Genomic DNA, 24,557 nt, shown 5'->3' with positions numbered 1-24,557 from the left:
GGAAAAAAACATGAGCAGACATATTCAATATTCAATTGTGGTACCTGTGTATAATGAAGAGCTTGTCATTCATGAAACCTATCAGCGCTTAAAAGAGGTCATGGATCAAACGAAGGAAAACTATGAGCTGCTATTTGTCAATGACGGCAGCAAAGATCGCAGTATTGAGATTTTAAGAGAACACAGTCTGATTGATCCGAGAGTGAAAATCATTGATTTTTCCAGGAATTTTGGGCACCAGATCGCGATTACAGCGGGAATGGATTATGCACAGGGGAATGCAATCGCCGTCATTGACGCCGATCTGCAGGACCCTCCTGAGTTAATTTTAGACATGATTGAAAAGTGGAAGGAAGGCTATGAGGTCGTATACGCCGTACGGACAAAACGAAAAGGGGAAACCTTTTTCAAAAAACAGACAGCGGCCATGTTTTACCGGCTTCTCAGCAGCATGACAGATATTGATATCCCGATTGACACCGGGGATTTCCGTCTCATGGACAGAAAAGTCTGTGATGAAATGAAAAAATTAAAGGAAAAAAACCCTTTTGTCCGAGGACTCGTCAGCTGGGTAGGCTTCAAACAAACGGCAGTTGAGTATGTACGTGATGAAAGGCTTGCCGGAGAAACGAAATACCCGCTTAAGAAAATGCTGAAGCTTTCAATGGACGGCATTACGACATTTTCACATAAACCGCTGAAGCTGGCAAGCTATGTCGGGGTCTTAATGTCAGGCGCAGGATTTCTGTATATGTTTATCGTACTGTATTTGAAGCTGTTCACCGACAGCACCATTACCGGCTGGTCATCGCTTATCGTCATCCAGCTCCTGTTCAGCGGCATCGTACTTCTGATACTGGGCATGATTGGTGAATATATCGGCAGAATCTATGATGAAGCCAAAGACCGGCCGCTTTACATCGTACAGAAATCGTACGGGATTGAAAATAAAAGACTCTATAGAGACCAGCATATGTCCTAACCTGAACCCCTGTCCATTACGGACAGGGGTTTTTTATGTTCTGCATGATGATCAAAGTGAAAGATGCTGATATGGATGGTAGAAGAAGAGAAGAAGGGACTGTGAACTTGCACTGCGGTTCAGGCGAGCTGAAATAAAAACGGCAACGCCTAAAAGCTTTCGTCTTAGGCGCTACTGAAATCAGCTGTTAGATTGAGGGTTTTTTAAGAAACGCATAATCACAGCAGTGCCTGTTATGTTTAATAGAATACTGGTCCCCAGTGTAACTCCCCATGCCAATGTTGATGCAGGAAGGAGAAAGCTCAGCATCAGAAAAGCCAATCCTGCGCAAATTATGCTCAATCCTACGGTTTTCATGTCATTCCTCCTTTTTAAACAATGCTTCAAGCATCTGATTAGAATGATGTCAGCCTGTATCATATACGGGTGTCTCGGCAGAAAGTTTCGTAGAGTGTATAGGTCTTTTATCTAATAAAAAGCCTCAGGCAGCTTTTGCGGCCTGAGGCGCTTTTCTTAAGAAGGTGTTTCTTCTTTTTGATCGAGTTTGATTTTTTTCGTCATTTCTTTTCCGTTTCTGAGAATTTTCACTTCGACGGTGTCGCCGATGTTTGCGTCTTTATATAGGATATTGCGCAATTCGCTGCCTGTATTGATTTCTTTGCCCTTAAGGCCGATGATAATATCCTCTGCTTTTAATCCAGCCTTTTCAGCAGGAGAGCCGGAAGCGACCTCGCGGATATATACGCCCTTATTCAGCTGGCTGCCGAACAGGCCGAGTGTGCCTTCCTGATAGTTTTGCGGCACTTGTTCTAAATCAAGCATGCTGACACCGATATACGGACGTTCAATTTGCCCTTTAGACAGCAATTCTTCAGCTATCGGTTTTACATCATTGCTTGGAATGGCAAATCCGATGCCCTCAACATCATCTTCACTGATTTTCATACTGTTAATGCCGACAATTTTGCCGTCTGTATTTAACAATGGACCGCCGCTGTTACCCGGGTTAATCGCGGCATCAGTTTGAATCACGTTAATGCTTGTTTGACCGGCTGAGGTTGACATTGAAACTGTTCTATCCACGCCGCTTACAATTCCCTGTGTTACTGTGCGAGACAGGTCTTTTCCGAGCGGATCTCCAATCGCAATGACGGTTTCGCCTGTTCTGAGATCTGATGAATCACCGAAGTTTGCTACCTTTGTTACGTGGTCATCACTGATTTGAAGAACAGCTAAATCTGTTAAAGAGTCACTGCCTACGAGCTTAGCTGTCACATCAGTGCCGTCGTATAAAGACACCTTGAGTGAAGTTGCGCCTTCTACAACGTGGTTATTCGTAATAATATAAGCCTTGCCGTTCTCTTTTTTGAAAATGACACCCGATCCTGAGCCGCTTTCTGTATCTTCACTTGAATCAGAGCTGGAACCGGAAGAGCCAAACAAAGAGCTGTTTGACTGAGCCTGAAGGTTTGTGATGCCGACAATCGCCGGTGAAAGATCTTCCACCATATCTGAGATTTTAGAAGAATCCTCGCTCTTAAATGCAGATGAGCTTGTCGAGCTTTTGCTTGATTCAGAGGATGTGCTTTTAGCTGTAACAGATTGAGTTTGCTGCTGGCTGGACGTCTGTTTCGGTGCGTCCTGAGAATCGTGGTCGCCAAGCGGTGTGAACGTATAAATGCCAAGGGCGAGACTTCCGCCGATGACTCCGCCAAGCAGCGGCCTGAACCATCCGAATCCGCGTTTTTTCTTCTCTTGATCATGAATCACATTGCGGGCTGAGTAAGACGGGTTTTGATCATTCTCTTTCGTTAAAAAAACCTCATTCTCTTGTCCTTCTGTTCTATTTTCGTCACGATAGTTATCCATCATGTTCACTCCGTTTCTCTCTATTTTCAACTCATTACATTTTGATTATGGCAGTTTTATGACTTGAGTTTATCATAAACAAAAACTGTGGGATAAAAATGAAAACATTATGGGAAATTGTGAAAAAGTGCGAAAAACGGTACACTTTATAAGGAATATTGTACATGAAAGGGCTGAAACGATGGAGTCAATCGGATTGATAGGATATGGCAGCATGGCGGATATGATCGCCAGGCAGCTGTTGAAGCATAAACAAGTAGAGGAAAATGAGCTGTTTGTTGAGACAAGAACTAAGGGAGAGCGGCTTCAGGCTTTGCTCGCTGATTATCCAGACGTTTCGGCAAAACCGCTTGAGATATGGGCGGAAAAGTGCGCCTTGATCTTTATATGTGTCCCGCCGCTCCATGTCATTGAAACAGTACGCCGGCTTCACCCGTATGTGAACCGGAATACTCATATTGTATCCATTGCGGCTGGTGTGCCTCTACGGCTTTTAGAGGCTGAAACGGCAGCTGGAATATCACGGTTGATTCCGGCCATTACATCTGAAGCGGAAGCCGGCATCTCACTGGTTGTTCACAGTGAAGCACTGGCGGCACAGAAGAAAGAACGTTTGTATGAATTGTTATCGGCTTTCAGCAGTGTGCGAGAATTAAAAGAATCAAATTTGGATGCCGCCAGTAATCTGACGAGCTCTGCTCCGGGCTTCATCGCCGCAGTGTTTGAAGAATTAGCGCTGTCGGCTGTGAGAAACAGCGGCCTGACAAAAGAAGAAGCCTTTGATTTCCTGATACACTCACTGTATGGGACAGGCAAGCTGCTGATCGAAAAGAAGATGTCCTTTGAGGAGACGCTGAACCGTGTTGCAACGAAAGGCGGAATTACAGGGGAGGGAGCGGCGGTGATACGTGCCTCTGTGCCGCATGTTTTTGATCAAGTATTTGAAAAAACACTCGAAAAATATGAGCAGCTGACAGAACAGGCAGCAAAAGAAACATGAATCCTTGAAAGAGGATTCTTTTTTATCTCTGAACGTTAGTGATTTTTCCCAGCTATATTGCATTTTTCCTCTTTTTTTAATATAATCTGTTAGAATATTCATAATTTAGTAAAAAAGGAGGAGCGTTATGAAACTGTACATGTCAGTAGATATGGAGGGTATTTCAGGTCTTCCGGATGATACCTTTGTTGATTCCGGCAAGCGTAATTATGAACGCGGACGGCTGATCATGACCGATGAAGCAAACTACTGTATTACCGAAGCGTTTAACAGCGGGTGTACGGAGGTGCTGGTGAATGACAGCCATTCGAAAATGAATAATCTGATGATTGAAAAGCTTCATCCCGAGGCAGATTTGATCTCCGGCGATGTTAAACCATTTTCAATGGTGCAGGGGCTAGATGATACTTTCACGGGTGCTTTGTTTCTCGGTTATCACGCAAGAGCCTCAACTCCCGGTGTCATGTCTCATAGCATGATTTTCGGTGTCCGTCATTTTTACATAAATGATCAGCCTGTCGGTGAGCTTGGATTAAATGCTTACGTTGCCGGTTATTACGATGTCCCGGTAATAATGGTAGCCGGTGATGACCGGGCGGCCAAAGAAGCTGAAGAGCTCATCCCGAATGTCACGACAGCTGCTGTTAAACAAACGATTTCAAGGTCTGCAGTCAAATGTCTGTCGCCTGCGAAAGCCGGCCGGCTGCTGACAGAAAAAACCGCATATGCCTTGCAGAACAAAGATAAAGTTAAACCGCTTACACCGCCTGACAGGCCTGTATTAAGCATTGAATTTGCCAATTACGGCCAAGCTGAGTGGGCTCATCTAATGCCGGGTACAGAAATCAAACCGGGAACCACAACCGTTCAATTTCAGGCGAAGGATATGCTTGAAGCCTATCAGGCTATGCTTGTCATGACTGAACTGGCAATGCGAACATCATTCTGCTAAAGGGGTGTTAAGGCTTTGGCAAGATATATAATGAAGCGTTTTTGGGCAATGGCAGCTACGATTTTGGTCATTACCACCCTGACTTTCGTTCTGATGAAGGTCATTCCCGGATCTCCTTTTAATGAGGAGAGGGGCACAAATGAAGCGGTTCAAAGAAATCTCGAAGCCTACTATCACTTAGACGATCCTCTCATTATCCAATACATCATCTATCTAAAATCCATCATTACATTCGATTTTGGCCCTTCTATTAAAAAACCGTCAGACAGCGTAAATGATATGCTGGAACGCGGATTTCCCGTTTCCTTTGAACTTGGGATGGCAGCGATTGTCATTGCTGTGATCTCAGGGCTGATACTTGGCGTAACTGCCGCGCTGCGCCGCAACGGCTTTTTGGACTACGCTGCGATGAGCCTCGCGGTACTCGGCATTTCCATCCCGAATTTCATTATGGCGACGTTGCTTATTCAGCAGTTTGCCGTCAATTTTAAACTATTTCCCGCCGCTACGTGGACGAGCCCGATCCATATGGTGCTTCCGACCGCAGCGCTTGCAGTTGGACCGATGGCGATTATCGCCAGGCTGACAAGATCAAGCATGATCGAAGTCCTGACACAGGATTATATCCGCACAGCGAAAGCAAAAGGGCTGTCTCCGCTCAAAATTATCGTAAAACACGCACTCAGAAACGCGCTCATGCCCGTCATTACCGTACTGGGAACTCTCGTTGCCAGCATTTTAACAGGAAGTTTTGTGATTGAAAAAATCTTTGCCATTCCCGGAATGGGAAAATATTTTGTCGAAAGCATTAATCAGCGGGACTATCCCGTGATTATGGGAACGACCGTTTTTTACAGCGTCATTTTGATCGTAATGCTGTTTTTGGTCGACTTTGCCTACGGTCTGCTGGACCCGCGCATTAAACTGCATAAGAAAGGGTGAAGCGTATGAATCTCCCTGTACAAACAGATGAACGCCAGCCGCAGCAGCACGCTCAGGTGCCGGACGAATGGTTTGTTTCGAATCAGGAAAAGACCCAAGAGACCGATTCAGTCAAACGGCCGAGTTTATCCTATGCGCAGGATGCCTGGAGAAGGCTGAAAAAAAATAAACTAGCGATGGCCGGGCTTTTTATTCTTTTATTTCTATTTGTGATGGCAGCAATTGGTCCTTTTTTATCTCCTCACAGTGTCGAGCGCCAATCGCTGACAGAACAAAATCTTCCGCCTTCTGCAGATCATTGGTTCGGTACCGATGAGCTTGGCCGGGACGTGTTTACACGAACATGGTACGGAGCGAGGATTTCGTTATTTGTCGGAGTGATGGCTGCACTGATTGATTTTTTGATCGGTGTCATTTACGGAGGCATTGCCGGCTATAAAGGCGGCAGAACAGACAGTGTCATGATGCGGATTATTGAAGTGCTGTACGGGCTGCCGTATCTTCTTGTTGTCATTTTGCTGATGGTCTTGATGGGTCCGGGGCTCGGCACCATTATCGTAGCGCTGACTGTTACGGGATGGGTCGGCATGGCGAGAATTGTAAGAGGCCAAGTGCTGCAAATAAAAAATTACGAGTATGTGCTCGCTTCGAAAACCTTTGGTGCGAAAACCTTTCGCATCATCCGCAAAAATTTGCTGCCGAATACAATGGGCGCGATCATCGTACAAATGACTTTAACTGTACCTACCGCCATATTCGCAGAATCATTTTTGAGCTTTCTCGGTCTCGGCATTCAAGCGCCGTTTGCCAGCTGGGGTGTGATGGCGAATGACGGCCTGCCGACCATTTTGTCCGGGCATTGGTGGCGCCTGTTCTTTCCTGCCTTTTTCATCTCGTTAACGATGTACGCGTTTAATGTGCTGGGGGACGGATTGCAGGATGCACTGGACCCTAAGCTAAGGAGGTAGCTGTATGGAGAAAGTTCTGTCAGTCAATGATTTGCACGTTTCTTTTACGACTTACGGCGGGACGGTTCAGGCGGTCAGAGGCGTGAGCTTCGATTTGTACAAAGGCGAAACCTTTGCCATTGTCGGTGAATCGGGCTGCGGCAAGAGCGTCACCTCTCAAAGCATTATGGGACTGCTCCCGCCCTATTCAGCGAAGGTGACAGACGGCAGCATTTTATTTAAAAACAAAGACCTTTGCCGTCTCTCTGACAGAGAAATGAGGAGCATAAGGGGCGCGGACATTTCAATGATTTTTCAAGACCCGATGACGGCGCTAAACCCGACGCTGACTGTCGGCGACCAGCTGGCGGAAGCGCTTCTTCGTCACAAAAGGATGACGAAAAAGGCGGCTGAGAAAGAGGTTCTGTCCATGCTTGCATTGGTCGGCATTCCGGATCCTGAAGCACGCCTGAAGCAGTACCCCCATCAATTCAGCGGCGGCATGAGACAGCGGATTGTCATTGCTATGGCGCTGATCTGCGAGCCTGATATTTTAATAGCGGATGAACCGACAACTGCCCTTGACGTCACCATACAGGCGCAAATACTGGAACTATTTAAAGAGATTCAGCGAAAAACAAAGGTTTCTGTCATTTTGATCACACACGATTTAGGCGTGGTTGCCCAGGTTGCTGACAGGGTGGCTGTTATGTATGCCGGAAAAATAGCGGAAATTGGCACGAGAAAAGATATATTTTACAAGCCGCAGCACCCTTATACAAAAGGGCTGCTGAATTCTGTCCCGCGGCTGGATCTTGAGGGCGCGGAGCTGATTCCGATTGACGGCACGCCGCCGGATTTATTTTCACCGCCGCCGGGCTGCCCATTTGCCGCCCGCTGTCCGAGCAGAATGATCGTGTGTGACAGGGTATACCCTTATCACACTGTTCGATCCGGCACGCACGCTGTACACTGCTGGCTTCAGGATAAACGGGCTGAGCATGCGGTGCTGCCGGGAGCGAAGGATGAATAACGAAAAAGGGGGAAGAGGATGAAGAGAGTGAAGAAGCTATGGGGAATGGGCCTTGCACTGGGACTTTCATTTGCGCTGATGGGATGTACAGCTAATGAGCAGGCTGGAAAAGAAAGCGGAGAAGATAAGGCAAAGACAAGCGGAGAAAAGGTACTGTACTTAAATAATGAAAATGAACCGACCTCGTTTGATCCGCCGATCGGTTTTAATAACGTGTCTTGGCAGCCGTTAAATAACATCATGGAAGGGTTAACGCGCCTCGGCAAAGACAATGAACCGGAGCCGGCGATGGCAGAGAAGTGGTCTGTGTCGAAAGACAAGAAAACGTACACATTTACGATTCGGGAAAATGCGAAATGGACGAACGGAGACCCTGTGACAGCCGGAGATTTTGAATACGCTTGGAAACGGATGCTTGACCCGAAAACAGGAGCTTCTTCCGCGTTTCTCGGCTATTTTATTGAAGGCGGCGAAGCCTATAACAGCGGAAAAGGGAAAAGAGACGATGTGAAGGTGACGGCAAAGGATGATCACACCCTTGAAGTGACGCTTGCCGCACCGCAAAAATATTTCCTGAGCGTGGTGTCAAACCCGGCGTATTTTCCGGTTAACGAAAAAGTCGACAAAGAAAATCCAAAGTGGTTTGCTGAAGCCGATACATTTGTCGGAAACGGCCCGTTTAAACTGTCAGAATGGAAGCATGATGACAGCATCACAATGGAAAAAAGCGATACGTACTGGGATAAAGAAACCGTGAAGCTTGACAAAGTGAAATGGGCAATGGTGAGTGACAGAAATACAGATTACCAAATGTTCCAGTCCGGTGAATTGGACACCGCATACGTACCGGCTGAGCTAAGTGACCAGCTGCTGGATCAAGACAACGTGCACATCGTTGATCAGGCGGGTTTATACTTTTACCGCTTTAATGTCAATATGGAGCCGTTTCAAAATGAAAACATCAGAAAAGCTTTCGCAATGGCTGTTGATCAGAAGGAAATCGTAAAATACGTCACGAAAAACAATGAAAAACCGGCACACGCTTTTGTTTCGCCCGGGTTTACACAGCCTGACGGCAAGGATTTCCGGGAAGCGGGCGGAGACCTGATCACACCAAATGGAAACAAAGCGAAGCAGCTGTTGGAAAAAGGAATGAAGGAAGAGAAGTATGACAAGCTGCCTGCGATCATGCTTACTTACAGTACGAAACCGGAGCATAAAAAGATTGCTGAAGCCATCCAGCAAAAATTGAAAAATACCCTTGGCGTCGATGTGAAGCTGGCCAATATGGAGTGGAACGTGTTTTTAGAGGAGCAAAAAGCGCTTAAGTTTCAATTCTCACAAAGCTCATTTCTGCCTGACTATGCGGACCCTATCAGTTTTCTGGAAGCCTTCCAAACAGGAAATTCAATGAACCGCACAGGCTGGACCAACAAAGAATATGATCAGCTGATGAAACAGGCGAAAAATGAAGCGGATGAAAAAACGCGTTTTTCACTCATGCATAAGGCGGAAAAGCTTCTCATCAATGAAGCGCCGATCATTCCGGTGTATTTCTATAATCAGGTCAATCTGCAAAACGAACATGTAAAGGACATCGTCCGGCACCCTGTCGGCTACATCGATTTAAAATGGGCCGATAAAAACTAACGCGGCGATTGAGAAAATACTGCTCTCTTTATGTGAAGGAGCGGTATTTTTTCTCTTATTTTCACGTATACGTAGGGTGCAGAGCAAATGAAGGGAGCTGATCGGAGTTGAATCACAAGCCGAACGCACTGAAAAAAGGCGATACAGTCGGTGTCATCGCACCTGCAAGCCCGCCTGATCCGAAAAAGCTTGAAACGGCGCTTTTGTTTTTAGAGGAGCTCGGTCTTCAGGTAAAGCTGGGCAAGGCGCTGAAAAACCAGCACGGCTATTTAGCGGGACAGGATGATGAGCGGCTGGCTGATCTGCACGAGATGTTCAAAGACCAGGAGGTGAAAGCGGTGCTGTGCGCATGCGGAGGCTTTGGCACGGGACGGATCGCTTCAGGCATTGATTACAGCTTGCTCCGCAAACATCCTAAAATCTTTTGGGGATACAGTGATATTACGTTTTTACATACCGCCATCCATCAAAACACAGGCCTCGTCACTTTTCACGGGCCGATGCTCAGCTCAGATATAGGCCTGGAAGACGTTCATCCCCTGACAAAAGCGTCGTATGAGCAGCTGTTTCAAGAGACAGTATTCACCTATACAGAAAAGCTTTCTCCGCTGACGGTGCTTGTTCCGGGAAAAGCGGAAGGAGAGCTTGTCGGCGGCAATCTTTCCTTGCTGTCATCGACACTCGGCACGCCGTTTGAAATTGATACGAGGGGAAAGCTCCTGTTTATTGAAGATATTGATGAAGAGCCGTATCAAATTGACCGGATGCTGAATCAGCTGAAAATGGCAGGGAAGCTGGCGGACGCAGCCGGTATTCTTGTTTGTGATTTTCATAACTGCATCCCGGTGAAGCGGGAGAAATCTTTGACACTTGAGCAGGTGCTCGAAGACTATATTGTGTCCGCCGGAAGGCCTGCTCTTAGAGGGTTTAAGATCGGCCACTGTTCGCCGAGTATTGCCGTTCCGATCGGTGCGCACGCTGCCATGGATACAGCCGAAAAAACGGTCGTCATTGAGGCGGGCGTTTCTGAAGGGGCGCTTTGAGTATGAAGATCACAAAAATAGACACGAAACGGGTCGCCGTGCCGCTGACAAAGCCGTTTAAAACGGCGCTTCGCACAGTGTATACGGCCGAATCTGTTATCGTAACGATCACTTATGATAATGGCGCAATCGGATGGGGAGAAGCGCCTCCGACGATTGTGATTACCGGAGACAGCATGGACAGTATTGAAAGTGCGATTCACAATGTCTTAAAGCCGGCACTGCTTGGAAGAAGACTGTCCGGCTGCGAGGCCATTCTGCATGACATCCAGCATCTTCTGGAAGGGAATCAAAGCGCAAAAGCAGCTGTAGAAATGGCTGTATACGACGGCTGGGCGCAGATGAGCGGACAGCCGCTTTACCAAATGCTCGGCGGGTATCGAAGCACACTTGAAACGGACTACACCGTCAGTGTGAACTCGCCTGAAGAGATGGCGGCGGATGCAGAGAGCTTTCTTAAACAAGGCTTTCAAACGCTAAAAATAAAGGTTGGCAGAGATGACATTGAGACAGATATCTCCCGTATTCAAGAAATCAGAAAGCGTGTCGGGCCTGGGGTAAAGCTGCGTTTGGATGCCAATCAGGGATGGGTGCCGAAAGAAGCGGTAACGGCCATTCGGAAAATGGAGGATGCCGGCCTGGACATTGAGCTTGTCGAGCAGCCTGTCCATAAGGATGATCTTGCCGGGCTCAAGAAAGTTACGGATGCAACGGACACTCCAATCATGGCTGATGAAAGTGTATTTACTCCGCGACAGGCATTCGAAGCCCTTCAAACCCGCAGCGCCGATCTGATCAATATTAAATTGATGAAGGCAGGAGGAATCAGCGGTGCAGAGAAAATCAATGCCATGGCTGAGATTTGCGGGGTGGAGTGCATGGTCGGCAGCATGATCGAAACAAAGCTCGGCATAACAGCTGCGGCGCATTTCGCGGCAAGCAAAAAAAACATTACCCGCTTTGATTTCGACGCCCCGCTCATGCTGAAAACGGATTTGATCAAGGGCGGGATTATTTACAGCGGCAGCACGATTACGATGCCTGACAAACCTGGTCTTGGCATTACCGGAGTCGCGTATCAGAAAGGAGGGATGGAGACATGAACCATACTGTTATATCAGCAGTTGCCAACATATGGACAGCACCTGATACTCCTCGTCCATTTGATCACACCATGCTTGATCCGACCGTGTCGATCAGAGAATGGCTGAAGAGCATGACCTATGATCAGCGGCTTGGGTTATGTACAGATAATGTGATCCAGACGCAGGTTCTCTTTGGTGAGGAGGTGCTGGTCACGGCAGAACAGGATGAATGGGTGTCTGTCGTTGTGCCCGGCCAGTCATCCCGCAAGGATAAACGCGGTTATCCGGGCTGGATGAAAAAGAACCAGCTGAAAAACACAAATCTCCCACAATCGAATCACACCGTGGCGATCACTAAACCAACAGCTTTTTTGTATGGGGATACCGGAGATAAGGAAATTGAACTGAGCTTCTTAACTGCTCTGCCGCTGATTGAAGAAGAGAATGGCTTTTTCAAGGTAGCGACTCCTTTTGGAGATAGGCTCCTGCGACAAACTGATGCGGCGCTTGTTCAGAATAAGAAAGGAACGGCGGAAGACATCATTCAGACAGGGGCAAGTTTTCTCGGGCTTCCTTATTTATGGGGAGGTATAAGCGGGTTTGGATTTGACTGCTCTGGTTTTATGTACAGCGTATTTAAAGCAAATGGATACAGGATTCCCCGTGATGCGGGAGACCAGGCGAAAACAGGGAAGGAAGTGCCGCTTCACGACATCGGTGCAGGTGATCTGCTGTTTTATGCATATGAGGAAGGAAATGGAGCAATTCATCATGTAGGTCTGTCCATAGGAGACGGAAAAATGCTCCATTCTCCTAAAACAGGGAAATCGATCGAAATTATCACGCTGAAAGATACAGGATATGAAAAAGAGCTTTGTGCGGCACGCCGCTGTTTTTCAGAATGAGGAGGGAGACACATGACACCACTGCTAGAGGTCAGTCAGCTGAAAATGCATTTTGATGCAGGGAAAAAGCGAACAGTCAAAGCGGTCGACGGGGTAACCTTCCAGATTCATGAGGGGGAGACGTTCGGGCTTGTCGGAGAATCCGGCTGCGGGAAATCAACCTTGGGAAGAGTGCTGATGCGTCTTTACCATCCCACAGAAGGAAGCGTCAAATACCGCGGAACAAATCTTCACGCCCTCAGTGAGAAAGAGCAGTTTGCCTATAACCGCAAACTGCAGATGATTTTTCAGGACCCTTATGCATCGCTCAATCCGCGGATGACCGTTCGAGAAATCATTCTAGAGCCGATGGAAATTCACAATCTTTACAATACCCATAAAGCGCGGCTTCTCGTTGTGGACGAGCTGCTTGAGGCAGTGGGGCTTCACCCGGATTTCGGCAGCCGTTACCCGCATGAATTCAGCGGCGGTCAAAGGCAGAGAATCGGGATTGCCAGAGCGCTTTCATTGAATCCGGAGTTTATCGTAGCGGACGAACCGATTTCTGCGCTTGATGTGTCGGTTCAGGCGCAAGTGGTCAACCTGCTGAAGCGGCTTCAAAAAGAAAAAGGGCTCACATTTCTGTTTATTGCCCATGATTTATCGATGGTAAAGCATATCAGCGACAGGATCGGCGTTATGTACTTAGGCCACATGATGGAAATTACAGATAGCGGCACATTGTATCGTGAACCGCTGCACCCGTATACGAAGGCGCTGCTGTCCTCGATTCCGATTCCGGACCCCGAATTAGAGGACAAGCGTGAGCGCATCATTTTAAAAGGGGAGCTGCCGAGTCCGGTACATCCGCCGAGCGGCTGTGTGTTTCGGACGCGCTGCCCGGAGGCGATGCCTGAATGCGGGGAATCACGCCCTTTGCTTCAAGAAATCGAAGCCGGCCGTTTCGTTGCCTGCCATTTATATCGAAATGCTGAAACGAAAGAAAAGGTGAGATAAACAAAAAGCTGGCTCCGTTGTTGGGAGCCAGCTTTCATTTATCATTGCTGTAAAAATTTCACGCACACTGGATAAGGGACAGAAACGGTTGAAGGAAGCAGCGTCAGTCGGCCTGTCTCTGTGTCTCTTTCAAACAATACGAGATTGCCTGTTTCTTCATTTGAAGCAACGAGGAAGGTCTCCGTTGGATCCAGCACAAAGTCACGAGGCCAGTTTCCTTCAGTCGATACTCTTTCCACAAATGCCAGCTCGCCTGAATATTGATTTACTTCAAACACAGCGATGCTGTCATGGCCGCGGTTTGCAACGTAAACAAAACGCCCATCCTGAGTGACGTGAATGGCGCTTCCCTGGCTGTTATCTGTGAAATCATCAGGGATGGCAGAGACGACTTGAAGTTCTCTGAATTCGCCGGCTGTCGGATTGTATTCAAGCGCAATGACTTCATTGCTTAATTCTGTCATGACATATGCGTATTTTTCTTTCGGGTGAAAAGCGATATGGCGAGGGCCTGCACCGGGAGCAAAGGAATGGCTTCCGGATTCAGTCAATTCACCGTCTTTCAGCTTATAGGTGTACAGCTTATCTGTTCCTAAGTCAACCGCTACGACGTAATTATGTTCAGGTGTAAAGCCCGCATAGTGTGTATGCGGCTTTTCCTGTCTTTCATGCGGACCCTTTCCTGTATGGGCGGCTTCAGAAGCGGGAGATTGCAAACCTCCGTCTTGTTGAACCGGAAAAGCGTGCACCTTCCCGCTGTGATAGTTGGCTGTCAATACGAATTGCTGATGATCATCGACACTCACGTGACATGGCGATGGGCCATCGATTAACTGATGATTCAGAAATGTTAATTCGCCGCTGTTTTTATCGATTTTATAGGCAGCAATACCGCCTTTACCGTCTGCTTTTTCAATTGAATAAAGAATCGTGTTGTCTTTATTCGGCGTCACATATGTGGGGTTTCCCAGCTTTGCGGCAAGTTTTGGCTCGCTGAGTGTTTTTTTCTCAGTATCCAGCTCGAATGAATAAATGCCTTCACTTCCGCCTTTTGTATATGTTCCGACATATCCTATGTACTTTGTCATGCGATTTCCCCCTTAAAAATGATGTCATCTCTATATTAACGTATCTTAAAGAAATACGCTGTTCAAAACATGAAAAAGGGGAATATTCTTCATTCGCCTCGAATGAGCGGCATCGTACAGCATCTGAAGGAACCGCCTGATTTGATAATTTCTGACAAGTCAATTTCGATGATGTGATAGCCTCTTTTGGATAATTCACGATTCACATGACGATTGCCCGGCAGGCTGATGATGGTCTTTCTGCCGATAGACAGGACGTTTGTGCCAAGTGTAAATTGTTCGTTTTCGGGTACCTCAATGAGATTGTAACGCTCTGCCAGCATATCGACTTCCTGCTGCGGAAGGGCTTCAGGGTAGATTAATGCTTCGCTTTCAGAAATGATATTAAATACGCAGTCCAGATGCAGAAATTTTTCATGGAGCGGAACTGAGATGATGGTATATTCAGGAAGCTCTTCTTGCAGCTGGCCGACCGCTGAGATGTCCGTGCGCTGGCTGATTCCGACATAAACGGTATCGCCATCTATGACGACGTCCCCGCCTTCAATGCTAGTATCCAGCATCCGGGTATAAGGAATCCCTTGATTGTGGAAAAATTCTTTTATCACAGCTTCTTCCCCTTGGCGAATGGGCTCAGTCATGCTGGAAAGAAAGGCTTTTTCCCCGATGACAAAACCGATATCCCGGGTAAATACCTGCTCAGGCAGTCCGTGCTGAACAGGCAAAAGGATGACCTCAATGCTGTGTGACCTGAGCTCTTCTACTAAGCGTTTGTGCTGCTCTTTGGCGGTTTTGACCTGAATATTGTCATCTTCAAAATGTTTTTGGGTTTCATTAATAACGTCCTTAATTGTCATATGCTCGGGTTTGCATAAAATAACTTTCTTCAAGGTGTCATATTCTGTTTGGCATACCGTTTTGTGCTGATGTTTTGGAACGGATACATCCATTTGTTTCTCCTCCTGACCGTGTGAAGAATACGTATATTATTCCCTTGTCAGCCAAATCATTAAACATTTAAGAAAGAAAACCTGACAGACAAATCATTTTAAATTTTAGACAAATGGATGAGAATATTGTTTAATAGGAGAATATGAGTGCATTTACTAATCGATCAGACATCAAAGGGGAGAAAGGTATGGAAGCACAGGAAACAAAATATTGTAAAGAGTCAAAGGTTGTGAAAACCAGCAGGGTATTCCCTCTCGATACGAACAATCATAATACGCTGTTTGGCGGAAAACTGATGAGTTATATCGATGATATTGCCTCTATTTCCGCAGCGCGCCATTGCAGACGTGATACGGTAACGGCTTCGATGGACTCTGTCGATTTTCTGAAACCGATCGGGCAAAGGGAGTCTGTCTGCTTGGAATCATATGTGACTTGGGTCGGCACATCTTCCATGGAGGTGTTTGTGAAAGTCATCAAAGAGCATCTGATGACTGGTGAACGGGAGCTCGCCGCGACATCTTTTTTGACCTTTGTCGCATTAGACTCAAACGGCAAGCCGGTGCCTGTGCCGAGAGTTGTACCGGAAACAGAAGAGGAAATCATGCTGCATAACACAGCGGTTCAGCGTGCCAGTGAACGGAAAAACCGAAAAAAACACAGTCAGGCGCTGGCAAATGCGCTTGGAACAGACAAGCCTTGGTAAAACATGAAACCCAAAACATACGTTGTTTTGGGTTTTTTTGTGCCTTCTATTAATTTGCTGATAATGGTGATCATTACAAAGGTTAGTCCGTTTTTGCTAGGGGATTCTATAAAAAAGCAACAATTGTCACGTTAAATTGATAATTTTGTGACAACTTTATTAAAGATTCATTTTGAATATATCTTTTAAAGGTAAGATCATGTATTTTAAAGATATATTTTAAATACATCTTTTCGGAAGGGTTGTTAAACGATGTTAGATAACAAAACAATCGAAATCATAAAAAGCACTGTACCAGTATTACAGCAGCACGGAGAATCTATTACAGGACGTTTTTACGACCTCATGTTCCAAGATCATCCTGAGCTTTTAAACATTTTTAATCAAACAAATCAAAAGAAAAAAACACAGCGTACCGCTCTGGCAAATGCCGTTATTGCAGCTGCAGCCAATATTGACCAGCTTGGCAATATCATTCCGGTCGTCAAACAAATCGGCCATAAACACCGCAGTATCGGTATTAAGCCTGAACATTATCCGATTGTCGGCAAATATTTGCTGATTGCGATTAAAGATGTTTTGGGAGATGCAGCGACCCCTGACATTATGCAGGCGTGGGAGAAAGCGTATGGAGTTATAGCTGACGCTTTTTTCGGAATTGAAGAAGAAATGTATGAACAAGCGGAACACCAAACTGGCGGATGGAAGGAGTATAAGCCTTTCGTCGTTGCGAAAAAAGTGCGTGAAAGCAAAGAAATAACATCCTTCTATTTGAAACCGGAAGACGGCAAGCCGTTACCTGAATTTCAAGCAGGGCAGTATATCAGCATCAAAGTCCGGATTCCTGATTCTGAATATACGCATATCCGTCAATACAGCTTGTCTGATATGCCGGGAAAAGACTATTATCGAATTTCAGTTAAGAAAGACGGTGCTGTGTCTTCTTATTTACACGAAGGGCTGCATCAGGGGGATTCATTAGAAATCAGCGCACCGGCAGGAGATTTTGTTTTAGATTCTTCATCCCGCAAAGATCTCGTTCTGCTTAGTGCCGGAGTTGGCATCACACCGATGATCAGCATGCTGAAAACGTCTGTTTCCAAACAGCCTGAGCGGCAGATTCTGTTTATCCATGCCGCGAAAAATAGTGAATACCACGCGCTACGCGATGAAGCAGAAGAGGCAGCAGAGCATTCTTCTGTTAAAACGGCATTTGTGTATCGCGAGCCGACAGAAGAAGACCGCGCGGGTGACATTCAATTTCATGAAGGTCAAATTGACCAGCAGTTCCTCAAAAGCCTGATCGCCAATACAGATGCGGATTATTATATTTGCGGTTCACCGTCATTTATCACTCAAATGCATAAGCTTGTATCGGAGCTCGGGTCAGCGCCAGAGTCTATTCATTACGAACTGTTCGGTCCTCAATTAAGCATCGCACAGTCCATTTCTTAATACACGCAGCTCTTCTCTTATATGAGAAGGGCTTTTTTTAGGAAAATAGAAGAAGGCGGACGAGCGCCTTCTTCTACATCCGCACAATGACTGATCCGCCTCCGCTTGAGCATACGCGATTTTGCTGCTCTTGAATCGTTCTCAGCAATTCATTGTTCACCTCGATGGCTCTGATCAAATGCTCCATTTTAAGCTCTAAACCGGCCAGCCTGTCAGCTGTATGGTATGGCTGATAGGCTGCGGATTTTGACTGTATGCTTTCATAGTGCCAATTGGCACTCTTATGCTGATGTTTCATGCTGTCCCTCCAATAACATGACTTTCTACTATGTTATGTGCCTGCATTCTGCACGTTCGCCTATTTGGATGAAGAGGTAAGATATGCATAGCGTTTCAGTTACAGGGAACAATATATTCATTATGACTAGCGGATGGAGGGCAATGATCAGTGTTATGGATGGTATGGGCATTTTTATTCAAGCCTGTTATCGTGTTTTCGATTGCTTATATTTTGTTTCGGCTTGCCGGAAAAAAAGCCGTGTCACAAATGAACAATTTTGATTTGCTTTTGACCTTTGCAATCGGAACCATCATCAGTGAGCCGATCCTCACATCCAAGCTGCCAATGTCTATTTATTACGCAGGCGCCTTTTTATTGCTTTATCTTCTGATGAGCAAGCTTGCTCTTTCTAATAAGTGGAGATGGCTGCTGGTGGTCAGTCCGACAGTGTTAATCCGGAACGGGGATATCGATGAGCGTGGACTCAAAAAAGAGAGACTGACCGTCAATGAGCTGCTCGGAAAACTGAGAGAAAAAGGCTATGCTGATCCGGCTGATATTGATCTTGCCATCATTGAAGAAACGGGAGAAGTAAGCGTGATCCCGACAGAAGAAGCGAGAGCAGTGCAGGTGCGGGATTTGAATATGGAGGCTGAACGGAACTTTATCCCGATTCCCCTCATATTGGACGGTGAGATCCTTGATCACAATTTGAAGTACCTTCAAAAAAACCGAAGCTGGCTGTTTGAAAAGCTTGAGGAAAAAGGACACAGCCCAAAACAGCTGTCTTTGGTCACGCTCGGCACGTTAAATGACCGCGGTGACATCTCACTCGATTTGAATACATCCAACGATGCGCACCATGATCCGTATTTGTACAAGCCTGGGAATAACAATTAAATGTGCTGCCGACATTCTTTCGGCGCTTTTTTGATAGATTAGATTGTGCCTTCTGCAAAGGAAATGTTCCCCCTTACGTCAAAATGTACACATAGGTAAGGAGGGAATGGAACATGAGGGACTTATTCATTAGAAAAGACATGGCGCCGACAGTCAGTCTGCTGTATTCCGCAGTGGAAGAAAACAGCCTCCGTCTGGCATCCATTGTTAGCCGCATGACTCACAGAGAGCTATATTATAAGGGGTGCTGTCAAACAAAAAACAGCACGGCACAGCTGATGCAGCATATCGCAAATGTTGATATCAGATGGGTGTGGCGCATAAAGGAGAATCGGGTCCCAGAACATATTGAAGACATTTACGGCCCGATGACAGATGAAAGCGGACGATTGCCTGAACCAAAGAATCAGCTGGGTTTAGAAGAACTTTTGACAAGACATCAACATGTCATAAACGAGCTGAAATCGGTATGTAAGACCTTGACGGAGAACGATTTGCATCAGACGCTTTCTTACGAGGGTGACAAGGCAACAGTAAGATGGGGGATATGGCATATGGCGGATCATAATCGCTATCATCAAGCTCATATTGAAGCCCTTAAAAAAGAATGGAAGCAGGATATGATCAAAAATGCGCGCTGAAACGAAGCTTGTGACCGAACGGATTCGTTTGCGCTGTATGGAGGACCGGGATCAAGAATCTTTACTTGAGCTTTTCAGCGACCCTGAAGTGATGAAATATTATTCCGGTTTAAAAGATAAACGGCAAACCCGCGAGTGGATTGCTTGGAACAAAAGAAATGAAAAAGGGTACCGGGTCAGTCTCTGGATCGCCGAAGACATACAGACGGGGGATTTTTTAGGCCAATGCGGAATCGTGCCTCAGCAAACCGAAAATGAAACGGCAATGGAAATCGGCTATATGTTTGCCCGCCGGCACTGGGGAAACGGCTATGCGCAAGAAGCGGCCAAAGCCTGCCTGGACTATGGTTTCAAGGAGCGGCAGTACGGCAAAATTGCGGCTTTGATTGACCCGGATAACAAAGCGTCTTTACGGGTGGCAGAGAAAATCGGCATGCTTTACAGCCGGACGATCAGAAAATGGAATAAACCGATCGCTGTGTATGAAAGAAAATCTTACAATTGAAGACAGCGTCGAGGTGTAGTATCATAAGACCAGATAAAGTTTTCTAGGGTTCCGCATGTTCATTGACATGGACTGGTCCGAGAGAAAACACATATGCGCATCATAACAGCGCATATGCACACGGAGGGAAAAAAGCCCGGGAGAGTCAAGCTCATTATGAGTCGACTGTCCGGGGTTTTTTTGTTTTCGGAGAATTTTATTGCATAGATAGAAAGGAATGATGTGATATGAAATGGGGATTGGTTGTGTTAGCCGCCGTATTTGAGGTTGTTTGGGTTGTGGGCTTAAAGCATGCTGACTCAGTCTTAACATGGAGCGGCACTGCCGTCGGTATCATAGTTAGCTTTTATTTGTTAATGAAGGCGACAGCCAGCCTGCCGGTCGGTACCGTATACGCCGTCTTTACAGGTCTTGGCACAGCAGGAACGGTGATGAGTGAAATGTTTCTGTTTCACGAACCGGTCGGATTGCCGAAGCTTTTGTTAATCGGCGTGCTCTTAATCGGTGTGATCGGATTGAAGCTTGTGACACAGGATGAGGCTGATGAAAAAGGAGGCGAGGCATAATGCTTCATTGGATCAGTTTATTAGGCGCGGGATTTTTGGAAATGGCAGGCGTCGCACTTATGAATCAATTTGCGAAAGAAAAAAGTGCGAAATGGGTGGTGCTGATCATTATCGGTTTTGCCGCCTCATTTTCCTTATTATCATTTGCTATGGAAACCATTCCGATGGGCACTGCTTACGCCGTTTGGACAGGAATCGGCACCGCGGGCGGGGCGCTTATCGGCATTCTCTTTTACAATGAGCCGAAAGACGCCAAACGGATCTTCTTTATCGCATTAATCTTGTGCTCGGCCGTCGGTTTAAAAATTCTGTCATAAATTGATTTTTATCAAATCTTCAGTATAATGGATAATTAGTTTAGACTTACAAAGATAAGAGGGATTATTCATGAAATCATATATGACCCAGCGGTTAAATGAATACCGTGACGGAAATGAAGATAAAGGGCGCCTCTTGGTCAGCTGTCCTGATCAGCCGGGTATTGTTGCTGCGGTTTCTGCGTTTTTATTAGAACATGGCGCCAATATTATTGAATCCAATCAATATACGACAGATCCTGAAGGCGGGCGTTTTTTCCTGAGAATTGACTTCGACTGTGAAGGCATTCAGGAGAAAAAAGAAAAACTTCAGGATGCGTTTTCGTCTATTGCGGATACATTCGACATGACGTGGAGCTTAACGATGGCCAGCGAACTGAAGCGTGTCGCTATTTTTGTATCAAAGGAGCTTCACTGTTTGCATGAGCTCATTTGGGAATGGCAAACCGGCAATCTCATGGCGGAAATCGCGGTTGTCATCAGCAACCATGAAGATGCGAGAGACCTTGTTGAACCGCTGAACATTCCATTCCACTATTTAAAAGCGAACAAAGATATCAGAGCGGAAGTTGAGAAACAGCAGCTTGAACTGCTGGAACAATATGATATTGATGTGATCGTTCTTGCTCGCTACATGCAGATCTTAACGCCTGATTTTGTGTCGGCTCATCCGAATCGAATCATCAATATCCACCATTCCTTCCTGCCTGCTTTTATCGGTGCCAATCCGTATAAACGGGCTTATGAGCGGGGGGTCAAGTTGATTGGCGCAACTTCTCACTATGTCACAAATGACCTTGATGAAGGGCCGATCATTGAACAGGACATTGAGCGTGTTGACCACCGCGACAATGCCGACGCGCTGAAAAATATCGGCAGAACGATTGAACGCAGCGTTCTTGCCCGCGCTGTGAAATGGCACCTGGAAGACCGCGTCATCGTTCACGAAAATAAAACCATTGTCTTTAACTAGACTGCCAGACGCCCGCGCAATGCGGGCTTTTTTGATGTGGAAAAAACCTTGACAAGAGGCTTTTTTCTTTGCATAATATAAAAAAATCATTGAGCGTTGAAGAGGATTAGTAAGCAGACCTTTCTGTGACAGAGAGCAAAATGAGTGGCTGAAACATTTTGCCGCATGAAACCTGCCGAACCTGCCTTGGAGTCTTAGGGGGAAAACCTAGGCGCATAACCTGGCGTTACAGGGAAGCGGAACGTGCTGAAGTGCGTTCAAACAAGGTGGTACCACGGAAATCCATTTCGTCCTTATGAATGAGGATGAAATGGGTTTTTTTATTGTAAGTTGGCTGGCGAAGAGCCGCGGAGGAGAATAAATGAAAAAACAAAGAATAGTAGTGAAGATAGGAAGCAGTTCGCTTACAAATAGCAAAGGAAGCATTGATGAGGTGAAAATCAGAGAACACGTTCAGGCAATTTCTCTTTTGAAAAAAGCGGGGCATGAAATGATTTTGATTACCTCGGGAGCAGTAGCGGCGGGGTTTTCCAGTCTCGGTTATCCGTCCCGTCCTGTTACCCTCAAGGGAAAGCAGGCGGCAGCCGCGGTCGGACAAACACTGTTAATGCAGCAATACATGAATCAATTTAAACAATACTCACTTACCCCGGGACAAATCCTTTTGACGAGAAATGATTTTTCGAAGAGAGAGCGGTATCGAAACGCGTATGCAACGATTATGGAGTTGCTGGAGCGCGGTGTTATCCCGGTTATTAATGAAAATGATTCTACGTCTGTTGAAGAATTGACTTTTGGCGACAATGATATGCTCTCTGCTTTGGTCAGCGGATTAATTCATGCAGACCAGCTCATGATCCTGACTGACATTAACGGGCTGTATGATGCCAATCCAAATGAAAATCCTGATGCGAAACGATTTGATTATTTGCAGGAGATCACCCCTGAATTGCTGGGATACGCGGGTTCAGCCGGATCAAGGGTCGGCACGGGCGGTATGAAATCAAAGCTGTTAGCTGCACAAACCGCACTGTCTCTTGGGGTCAAAGTATTCATCGGAACAGGCAGCGGCGAACAAAAGCTGGCGGATATTTTAGATGGCAGGGGAGATGGGACTTATATCGGCGACAAGGAGCTATCCTCAGTCAACAATACGAGACAATGGATTCAATTCCACTCGCCGATATCAGGGGAAATCGTCATTGACGCGGGTGCCGAAGAGGCGATGGTTCATAACGGAAGCAGTCTTTTACCGGCTGGCGTAGTGGGCGTGAACGGAAGCTTTCCAAAAGGGGCTGTCGTTGAAGTCCGGGGACCGGGCGGTGTGATCGGCAAAGGCCAGACCCATTATTCATCTGAGGAGATTATGGAGGCAAAAGGAAAACGAAGCAATGAGCTTGATTTTGACAAAACGTTTGAGGTCATTCACAGGAATGACTGGGTCAACTTAAAAGACTAGGGGGCGGAAAAATGAGTGAAGTTTCTGTAAAATCGACGCTGGCGAAAGAAGCAGCAGCTGAAATGATGATGAAAACAACGGCTGAAAAAAATGAGGCGCTCAGTCTCATTGCAAATGGACTCCGTAAAGAATTGGATTTTCTCTTATCGGAAAATGCAAAAGACATTGAGAACGGAAAAGCAAATGGGTTAACACCCGATGTCATTGACCGTCTCACGCTGGATGAGAAACGCATACGCGACATCGCGGACGCGGTAGAGCTATTGATTGATCTGGCTGACCCAGTCGGCGAATCTCTTGAAACAATTGAAAAAGCGAACGGCCTGTTTATTGAAAAAATCCGTGTGCCGCTCGGTGTTGCCGGAATGATTTACGAGGCGAGGCCAAACGTCACAGTTGATGCGGCTACCCTTTGCCTGAAAACAGGAAATGCGGTTGTCCTGCGGGGGAGCTCCTCGGCCATTCACAGCAACAAAGCACTCGTCAGTGTTATTCACAGAGCGCTTGAGCAATCAGCGCTTCCAATCAACGCTGTGCAGCTGATTGAGGATACGAGCAGAGAGACAGCAAAAGAACTCTTTACGTTAAATGACGGATTGGATGTATTGATTCCGCGCGGAGGAAAAAAACTGATCGATCTCGTTGTAAGAGAATCAACAGTCCCGGTATTAGAAACCGGAGCCGGCAACTGTCATATTTTCATAGATGAAACGGCAAATCAGCAAATGGCTGAAAAGGTTGTCATAAACGCCAAAACGCAGCGCCCTTCCGTGTGCAACGCGATTGAATCACTGCTGATCCACAAAGCATGGGCAGAGCAGCACGGAAAAGAATTGCTGACGCAGCTGGAAAAAGCGGGAGTCGAAATCCGCGGCGATGAATTCGTATGCGGGCTTCATTCTTCAAGCAAACAGGCGTCAGAAGAAGATTGGGGAACGGAATACTTAGGGCCTGTCATCAGTGTAAAGACGGTTGAAAGTGTACAGGAAGCTGTGCAGCATATCCAGAAATACGGCACTAATCATTCTGAAGCCATTTTAACTGAAAACGATAAGCATGCGGCTTACTTTCAAACGGCTGTAGACGCCGCCGCGGTCTATCATAACGCGTCGACCCGTTTTACCGATGGCTTTGAATTTGGCTACGGAGCAGAAATCGGCATCAGTACACAAAAGCTTCATGCAAGAGGACCGATGGGGCTTCCTGCATTAACTTCTACAAAATATATCATTAAAGGAACAGGACAAATTCGCGAATAGCGGGGCAATGTTCGATGAAAAAGCTTATCTCGTAACGGGATAAGCTTTTTTTT

26 protein-coding genes and 1 riboswitch are annotated in these 24,557 nt (G+C 46.4%); of the genes, 21 read left to right on the top strand and 5 right to left on the bottom strand.

All coding sequences use genetic code 11. The annotated features are described in order from the left end of the window. Positions 1 to 10: 10 nt before the first annotated feature. Complete coding sequence (locus tag KXD37_RS15100) at positions 11 to 982, top strand: glycosyltransferase family 2 protein (RefSeq protein WP_105953633.1); 972 nt, start codon at positions 11 to 13, stop codon at positions 980 to 982. 180 nt (positions 983 to 1,162) lie between these two features. On the opposite strand, the gene KXD37_RS15095 is transcribed toward KXD37_RS15100, so the two are convergent. Continuing rightward, positions 1,163 to 1,339: a hypothetical protein gene (locus KXD37_RS15095; RefSeq protein ID WP_164848133.1), complete on the bottom strand. Its 177-nt coding sequence runs from the start codon at positions 1,337 to 1,339 to the stop codon at positions 1,163 to 1,165. Between the two features lie 156 nt (positions 1,340 to 1,495). Then, positions 1,496 to 2,851 carry a serine protease HtrA gene (gene htrA / locus KXD37_RS15090; protein ID WP_106022237.1) on the bottom strand — a complete coding sequence of 452 codons (1,356 nt, stop codon included), beginning with the start codon at positions 2,849 to 2,851 and terminating at the stop codon, positions 1,496 to 1,498. Between the two features lie 181 nt (positions 2,852 to 3,032). On the opposite strand from htrA, the gene proG reads away from it, so the two are divergent. The 10 genes from proG (at position 3,033) to KXD37_RS15040 (ending at position 13,404) form a co-directional block, all read left to right on the top strand. Continuing rightward, a complete protein-coding gene (gene proG / locus KXD37_RS15085) occupies positions 3,033 to 3,851 on the top strand; it encodes a pyrroline-5-carboxylate reductase ProG (RefSeq protein ID WP_106020440.1) in 819 nt (272 codons plus the stop codon). Positions 3,852 to 3,978: 127 nt separating this feature from the next. Beyond that, on the top strand, positions 3,979 to 4,803 hold the full coding sequence (gene dppA / locus KXD37_RS15080; RefSeq protein ID WP_106020439.1) for a D-aminopeptidase DppA: 825 nt from the start codon (positions 3,979 to 3,981) through the stop codon (positions 4,801 to 4,803). A gap of 15 nt (positions 4,804 to 4,818) precedes the next feature. Next, the gene (gene dppB / locus KXD37_RS15075) at positions 4,819 to 5,745 is read left to right on the top strand and encodes a dipeptide ABC transporter permease DppB (RefSeq protein ID WP_106020438.1); all 927 of its coding nucleotides are present in this window, start codon (positions 4,819 to 4,821) and stop codon (positions 5,743 to 5,745) included. A 5-nt stretch (positions 5,746 to 5,750) separates the two neighbouring features. Further along, positions 5,751 to 6,713, top strand: a complete 963-nt coding sequence (dppC, locus tag KXD37_RS15070) for a dipeptide ABC transporter permease DppC (RefSeq protein ID WP_024121102.1) — start codon at positions 5,751 to 5,753, stop codon at positions 6,711 to 6,713. Positions 6,714 to 6,717: 4 nt separating this feature from the next. Then, complete coding sequence (locus KXD37_RS15065; protein WP_106020436.1) at positions 6,718 to 7,725, top strand: ABC transporter ATP-binding protein; 1,008 nt, start codon at positions 6,718 to 6,720, stop codon at positions 7,723 to 7,725. Between the two features lie 18 nt (positions 7,726 to 7,743). After that, positions 7,744 to 9,375: a dipeptide ABC transporter substrate-binding protein DppE gene (gene dppE, locus KXD37_RS15060; protein WP_106020435.1), complete on the top strand. Its 1,632-nt coding sequence runs from the start codon at positions 7,744 to 7,746 to the stop codon at positions 9,373 to 9,375. Positions 9,376 to 9,482: 107 nt separating this feature from the next. Beyond that, positions 9,483 to 10,418, top strand: a complete 936-nt coding sequence (locus KXD37_RS15055; RefSeq protein ID WP_024121105.1) for an LD-carboxypeptidase — start codon at positions 9,483 to 9,485, stop codon at positions 10,416 to 10,418. A gap of 2 nt (positions 10,419 to 10,420) precedes the next feature. Beyond that, a complete protein-coding gene (ykfB, locus tag KXD37_RS15050; RefSeq protein WP_106020434.1) occupies positions 10,421 to 11,521 on the top strand; it encodes an L-Ala-D/L-Glu epimerase in 1,101 nt (366 codons plus the stop codon). Next, on the top strand, positions 11,518 to 12,408 hold the full coding sequence (locus tag KXD37_RS15045; RefSeq protein ID WP_106020433.1) for a C40 family peptidase: 891 nt from the start codon (positions 11,518 to 11,520) through the stop codon (positions 12,406 to 12,408). Before ykfB ends, KXD37_RS15045 begins: the two co-directional genes overlap by 4 nt. A gap of 12 nt (positions 12,409 to 12,420) precedes the next feature. After that, complete coding sequence (locus tag KXD37_RS15040) at positions 12,421 to 13,404, top strand: ABC transporter ATP-binding protein (RefSeq protein ID WP_101865257.1); 984 nt, start codon at positions 12,421 to 12,423, stop codon at positions 13,402 to 13,404. 41 nt (positions 13,405 to 13,445) lie between these two features. Here the strand turns inward: KXD37_RS15040 and pgl are convergent, their stop codons facing one another. Beyond that, positions 13,446 to 14,492 (bottom strand): 6-phosphogluconolactonase, encoded by a 1,047-nt coding sequence (gene pgl / locus KXD37_RS15035; protein WP_024121108.1) that lies wholly within the window; start codon positions 14,490 to 14,492, stop codon positions 13,446 to 13,448. Between the two features lie 89 nt (positions 14,493 to 14,581). After that, positions 14,582 to 15,442, bottom strand: coding sequence for a dimethylarginine dimethylaminohydrolase family protein (locus tag KXD37_RS15030; RefSeq protein WP_101860741.1), 861 nt, complete (start codon positions 15,440 to 15,442; stop codon positions 14,582 to 14,584). 188 nt (positions 15,443 to 15,630) lie between these two features. Between KXD37_RS15030 and KXD37_RS15025 the strand changes: the two genes are divergently transcribed. Continuing rightward, a complete protein-coding gene (locus KXD37_RS15025) occupies positions 15,631 to 16,149 on the top strand; it encodes an acyl-CoA thioesterase (RefSeq protein WP_024121110.1) in 519 nt (172 codons plus the stop codon). Between the two features lie 252 nt (positions 16,150 to 16,401). Further along, the gene (gene hmpA / locus KXD37_RS15020; RefSeq protein WP_263463638.1) at positions 16,402 to 17,604 is read left to right on the top strand and encodes an NO-inducible flavohemoprotein; all 1,203 of its coding nucleotides are present in this window, start codon (positions 16,402 to 16,404) and stop codon (positions 17,602 to 17,604) included. Between the two features lie 73 nt (positions 17,605 to 17,677). On the opposite strand, the gene KXD37_RS15015 is transcribed toward hmpA, so the two are convergent. Then, a complete protein-coding gene (locus KXD37_RS15015; RefSeq protein ID WP_263463637.1) occupies positions 17,678 to 17,902 on the bottom strand; it encodes a hypothetical protein in 225 nt (74 codons plus the stop codon). A 150-nt stretch (positions 17,903 to 18,052) separates the two neighbouring features. Between KXD37_RS15015 and KXD37_RS15010 the strand changes: the two genes are divergently transcribed. From KXD37_RS15010 to proA, 8 genes are all read left to right on the top strand, one after another. Next, positions 18,053 to 18,784: a DUF421 domain-containing protein gene (locus KXD37_RS15010; RefSeq protein WP_024121113.1), complete on the top strand. Its 732-nt coding sequence runs from the start codon at positions 18,053 to 18,055 to the stop codon at positions 18,782 to 18,784. Between the two features lie 113 nt (positions 18,785 to 18,897). Further along, entirely contained in the window at positions 18,898 to 19,425 is a 528-nt protein-coding gene (locus KXD37_RS15005; RefSeq protein WP_185848033.1) for a DinB family protein, read from the top strand. Further along, positions 19,415 to 19,930, top strand: coding sequence for a GNAT family N-acetyltransferase (locus KXD37_RS15000; protein ID WP_095713471.1), 516 nt, complete (start codon positions 19,415 to 19,417; stop codon positions 19,928 to 19,930). Before KXD37_RS15005 ends, KXD37_RS15000 begins: the two co-directional genes overlap by 11 nt. A 32-nt stretch (positions 19,931 to 19,962) precedes the next feature. Next, positions 19,963 to 20,075, top strand: a riboswitch (guanidine-I (ykkC/yxkD leader). An 82-nt stretch (positions 20,076 to 20,157) separates the two neighbouring features. Then, positions 20,158 to 20,496 carry a DMT family transporter gene (locus KXD37_RS14995; RefSeq protein WP_024121115.1) on the top strand — a complete coding sequence of 113 codons (339 nt, stop codon included), beginning with the start codon at positions 20,158 to 20,160 and terminating at the stop codon, positions 20,494 to 20,496. Next, positions 20,496 to 20,813, top strand: a complete 318-nt coding sequence (locus KXD37_RS14990; protein ID WP_059292921.1) for a DMT family transporter — start codon at positions 20,496 to 20,498, stop codon at positions 20,811 to 20,813. Before KXD37_RS14995 ends, KXD37_RS14990 begins: the two co-directional genes overlap by 1 nt. A 70-nt stretch (positions 20,814 to 20,883) precedes the next feature. Beyond that, entirely contained in the window at positions 20,884 to 21,786 is a 903-nt protein-coding gene (gene purU, locus KXD37_RS14985) for a formyltetrahydrofolate deformylase (RefSeq protein ID WP_024121117.1), read from the top strand. Positions 21,787 to 22,147: 361 nt separating this feature from the next. Then, a complete protein-coding gene (gene proB, locus KXD37_RS14980; RefSeq protein ID WP_106020429.1) occupies positions 22,148 to 23,245 on the top strand; it encodes a glutamate 5-kinase in 1,098 nt (365 codons plus the stop codon). Positions 23,246 to 23,256: 11 nt separating this feature from the next. Continuing rightward, positions 23,257 to 24,504 carry a glutamate-5-semialdehyde dehydrogenase gene (gene proA, locus KXD37_RS14975; RefSeq protein WP_263463636.1) on the top strand — a complete coding sequence of 416 codons (1,248 nt, stop codon included), beginning with the start codon at positions 23,257 to 23,259 and terminating at the stop codon, positions 24,502 to 24,504. Positions 24,505 to 24,557: the final 53 nt, after the last annotated feature.

The organism is Bacillus sp. XT-2 (genome assembly GCF_025696525.1).
Classification (GTDB): domain Bacteria; phylum Bacillota; class Bacilli; order Bacillales; family Bacillaceae; genus Bacillus; species Bacillus halotolerans.
The sequence above is the reverse complement of the archived record's forward strand: the minus strand, read 5'-3'. Positions and strand labels throughout refer to the sequence as shown.